Genomic DNA, 4,193 nt, shown 5'->3' on the forward strand with positions numbered 1-4,193 from the left:
TTAATGTACTGCGGCAACCCTTCGCCAGAGTCGATACGTTCTTTCAGCTTCGCATGCGCAATATCACGACCGACGATAATGGTTCCGGTCAGCGACAGACGGGTGGAAACCGGGTACTGTGAAAGCTGTGCCAGGATCTCTTTCATCGGGCGGTTGAGGTCAACTTTCACCACTTCGCCTTCACCGGCCTGACGCAACGCTTCCGGGATGTACTGGCCTGGGTTGTGCTCCAGTTTTTCGATCCAAATCCCTTCGCGGTTGATTTTGGCTTTGATGTTACGATCCGCCGAGCAGGAAACGCCCATGCCGACCGGACAGGAGGCACCGTGACGCGGCAGGCGGATCACGCGGATATCGTGGGCGAAATATTTACCGCCAAACTGCGCGCCAAGACCGAGTTTTTGCGCCTCTTCCAGCAGTTCCTGTTCCAGTTGTGTATCACGGAACGCCTGACCGTGCTCGTTGCCTTCGGTCGGCAGCGCATCGTAGTAATGCGTGCTGGCGAGCTTCACGGTTTTCAGCGTGCTTTCTGCGGAAGTACCGCCAATCACAAAGGCGATATGGTACGGCGGGCAGGCTGCTGTTCCCAGCGTTCGCATCTTCTCAACGAGGAAGTTTTTCAGCTTGCCCGGGGTGAGCAGCGCTTTGGTTTCCTGGTACAGGTAAGTTTTGTTGGCGGAACCGCCGCCTTTCGCTACGCACAGGAATTTATACTCATCACCATCGACGGTGTAGAGGTCGATCTGTGCCGGCAGGTTGGTACCGGTATTCACCTCTTTGTACATATCCAGCGCGGCGTTTTGCGAATAGCGCAGATTGTCTTCGATATAGGTGTTGTACACCCCTTTTGACAGCGCCGCTTCATCACCGCCACCAGTCCAGACACGCTGGCCTTTTTTCCCCATGATAATGGCCGTGCCGGTATCCTGACAGGTCGGCAGAATGCCTTTGGCGGCGATTTCAGAGTTTCTCAGGAATTGCAGGGCAACGTATTTATCGTTTTCGCTGGCTTCGGGGTCATGAAGAATGGAGGCGACTTGTTGCTGATGTTCGGGGCGGAGCATGAAGGAGGCATCGTGAAAGGCTTGTTGCGCCAGCAGCGTCAGGGCTTGCGGCTCAACCTTCAGTATGGACTCACCTTCAAACTCACTCACGCTGACATAATCGGAAGTGAGCAGGTAGTACTCTGTTTCGTCTTTCCCCATCGGGAAAGGTGCCTGATAGAAGAACGCTTTATTTGACATGTGCTTCCAGCCTATTGATTTCTTTTAATATCATAAGTGACGTGCCGCCCGGTGACGGACGGCACGCGGGAGACCTTTACAGGAATCCGTACATGGCAGCAAAGATCCAGCCAAAGACGCAGGAGACGCTCACGCCAATCAAACCCGGGAGAATAAAGCTGTGGTTGATGACGAAGCGACCAATGCGGGTGGTACCTGAACGGTCGAACTGAATGGCGGCCAGATCGCTCGGATAGGTCGGCAGAATGTAGTAGCCGTAGCACGCCGGGGCAGACGCCACGATGTAGGCCGGGTCAACGCCAATCGCCAGCGCGACCGGAACGATAGCCGCCAGCGCCGCTGCCTGAGAGTTAACGAATTTTGACACCAGCAGCAGAACAATCGCATAGGCCCACGGATACTCTTTCACCATGTTACCCAGCACACCTTCGATTTCTGTCATGTGCGCGCCGAACATGGTTTCCGCCATCCAGGCGATACCGTACACCGCCACAATCGCGATCATACCTGAACGGAAGACTTCGTTTTTAGAGATTGAAGCGGGATTGGTTTTGGTCAGGATAATAATCAGCGCGCCGGTCAGCAGCATGAACATCTGGATAACCAGCACCATCGACAGCGCTTTGCCACCGAATGAAGGGCGAAGTTCAGAGAAGGCACCCAGGATAGCGACGACAGCAATGGCGGCAAGGAAGATCCACATCGCCAGCCAGTTGCTTTTCGGCAGCTTTTTGTCCAGCAGCGTAGCGGTATCGCCATACACGTAGTGATGGTTTTCCGGTACGGAGATGAATTTCTGGAAGTCTTCATCTTTATCCAGATCTTTACCACGGAACCAGCTGAAAATACCGATAGCCAGAATACCAATCAGCGTGGACGGGATAGTGATCGCCAGCAGGTCGAGGAATTCGAGGTGTTTGCCTTCAAACGTCACATTACCCAACATGGCAACCAGAGAAACCACCGCCACCGATACCGGACTTGCAATGATCCCCATTTGTGCGCCGATGGAGCTGGCGGCCATCGGACGTTCCGGGCGGATGTTATTTTTAATCGCCACGTCGTAAATGATGGGCAAAATCGTGTAGACCACGTGGCCGGTCCCGCACAGGATAGTCAGGGTACAGGTCACAAACGGGGCAACGATAGAGACATATTTCGGGTTGCGGCGCAGCAGTTTCTCTGCAATCTGCAACATCACATCCAGACCGCCTGAGGCCTGTAGCGTTGCTGAGGCCGCGACCACAGCGATGATCACCAGCATGACGTCAACCGGTGGTTTACCCGGCTGGAGGTGGAAAACGAACACCAGAATGACCAGGCCGATACCGCCTAACAAACCCAGCGCGATACCGCCCTTTCTGGCACCATAAAACAAACATATTAATATTATGAGAAGTTGTATACTAAATAGCATTTATTTACCCTCGCGATAAAACCAGTCAATTTTGATAAATGGATCACAGCCATGTTCTGTTTTTTGTGTAATGGGCGCAGAGCCTGGCTAATATTCGTTTCGTCTGAAAGTGCGATTAGTTTTTAAACATCGAATAACGTTATTCCTAAGGACAGGAAAACTCTTATCGTTTTTTTCAGGCTGTTTTCAGAGAGCACGACTCTCTGGCGATGGGCAGTGTTGAAAAAGAAGAGCAGAGGCAGGTTCGGGCTATTTTTTGTATCTTTATGAAAAACATGAACATATCATCTGCTCACAGAGTGTGCTTATCCTTAAGATGTAGCATGAGCTCCGTTGCTACCGTTTATCGTTTTTGTTAATCCGTCCGGTTATTTCCAGACTACTCCTTTGTGATTAAAAATACACACTCTGCGCAGGGGATAATACTTTATTAACTTTTGTTAGCGTTTTTGAAATTAAAAACAATGGCGTGTCGGATAATAATAACGCATTGAAAAATGTGGAATGATGCAATTATATTTGATCTGGCACAATTTCTGAATTTGCAGGAAGTAACCTTAACCTTTTTATTTTTTCATTATTGTAATAATTGTTACCAATATATAACGAAATAATGCAAGGTTAAGATTTATCTTCTACTGACAATATTGCTTAAGTAAAGAATAATGTTCTGGCTGAATACGGTAACGGTAAACCGGCCTGCCCGTAACGCCATAATGGATGCTGGTAACCAGAATATGACAGTTGACCAGCCAGATAAGATATTTGCGGCAGGAGACACGAGAAATATTCACCGCATTTGCCAGTTCATCAGTTGAAAACTCATAATCCTGATGTGCATCGATCCACTGACACAGCGTGCGCAGCGTCTGCGGCGTCAACCCTTTCGGCAGGCGGCGGGTGTCCTGCTCACTGGACGCATTGCCGTGAATCAGTTGGTCCAGCTCTGACTGCTCATAATACTGGTGCTTATCCATGTTCCTTTTCTTTTGCAGCCAGCTGGTGAGGGCTTCCTCAAAGCGTGAGGCCTGAAACGGCTTGATTAAGTAATCAACAACGCCGTAGTGCAACGAATCCTTGATCGTCATGGCATCGGCGGCAGAAGAGATAACAATGACATCGCTTTTGCAGCCAGCGGCATGCAGAAGCGGTAGCAGGTCCAGCCCGTTCTCTTTCTGCATGTAAATATCCAGCAGAATCAGGTCAATCTGAACATCGCTATTAAAAATAACCTCTTTGGCTTTTTCCAGCGTTGAGGCGGTTCCGCAGCACTGAAAACCGGGGATCTGTGCGACATAGCGGCGGTTTAACTCCGCGACCATGGCGTCGTCATCGATAATAAAGACATTGATCATGTGCTGGCCCTCTCCCCATCCCAAGGTATTTGTACAAAAAATTGTGTGAAAACGCCAGGTTCGGATTCCACAAAAATATTGCCACCAAGACTTTCAACTTGTTGTTTAACAAGCGCTAAACCAACGCCGCGTTCAGTTCCCTTAGACGAGACGCCTTTATCAAAAATAGCGTCAAGG

At 50.0% G+C, this 4,193-nt stretch carries 4 protein-coding genes; all 4 read right to left on the bottom strand.

The genetic code is table 11. The features are described from left to right. Positions 1-1,244, bottom strand: a 1,244-nt coding sequence (locus tag AB7E14_RS21390) for a fumarate hydratase (protein ID WP_428169925.1), incomplete at its 3' end; no start/stop codon positions are given. 76 nt (positions 1,245-1,320) lie between these two features. Next, positions 1,321-2,661: an anaerobic C4-dicarboxylate transporter DcuB gene (gene dcuB, locus AB7E14_RS21395; RefSeq protein ID WP_042999100.1), complete on the bottom strand. Its 1,341-nt coding sequence runs from the start codon at positions 2,659-2,661 to the stop codon at positions 1,321-1,323. 635 nt (positions 2,662-3,296) lie between these two features. Continuing rightward, positions 3,297-4,016, bottom strand: coding sequence for a two-component system response regulator DcuR (dcuR, locus tag AB7E14_RS21400; protein WP_058587230.1), 720 nt, complete (start codon positions 4,014-4,016; stop codon positions 3,297-3,299). Next, a partial coding sequence (locus tag AB7E14_RS21405) for an ATP-binding protein (protein ID WP_428169926.1) occupies positions 4,013-4,193 on the bottom strand: 181 nt, incomplete at its 5' end. The genes AB7E14_RS21405 and dcuR, both read right to left, overlap by 4 nt.

Source organism: Citrobacter sp., assembly GCF_050252275.1.
Classification (GTDB): Bacteria; Pseudomonadota; Gammaproteobacteria; order Enterobacterales; family Enterobacteriaceae; genus Citrobacter_A; species Citrobacter_A amalonaticus.

Coding starts and splice junctions, on each gene's coding strand:
- dcuB (WP_042999100.1), bottom strand. CDS start 2,661: ATGCTATTTAGTATACAACTTCTCATAATATTAATATGTTTGTTTTAT.
- dcuR (WP_058587230.1), bottom strand. CDS start 4,016: ATGATCAATGTCTTTATTATCGATGACGACGCCATGGTCGCGGAGTTA.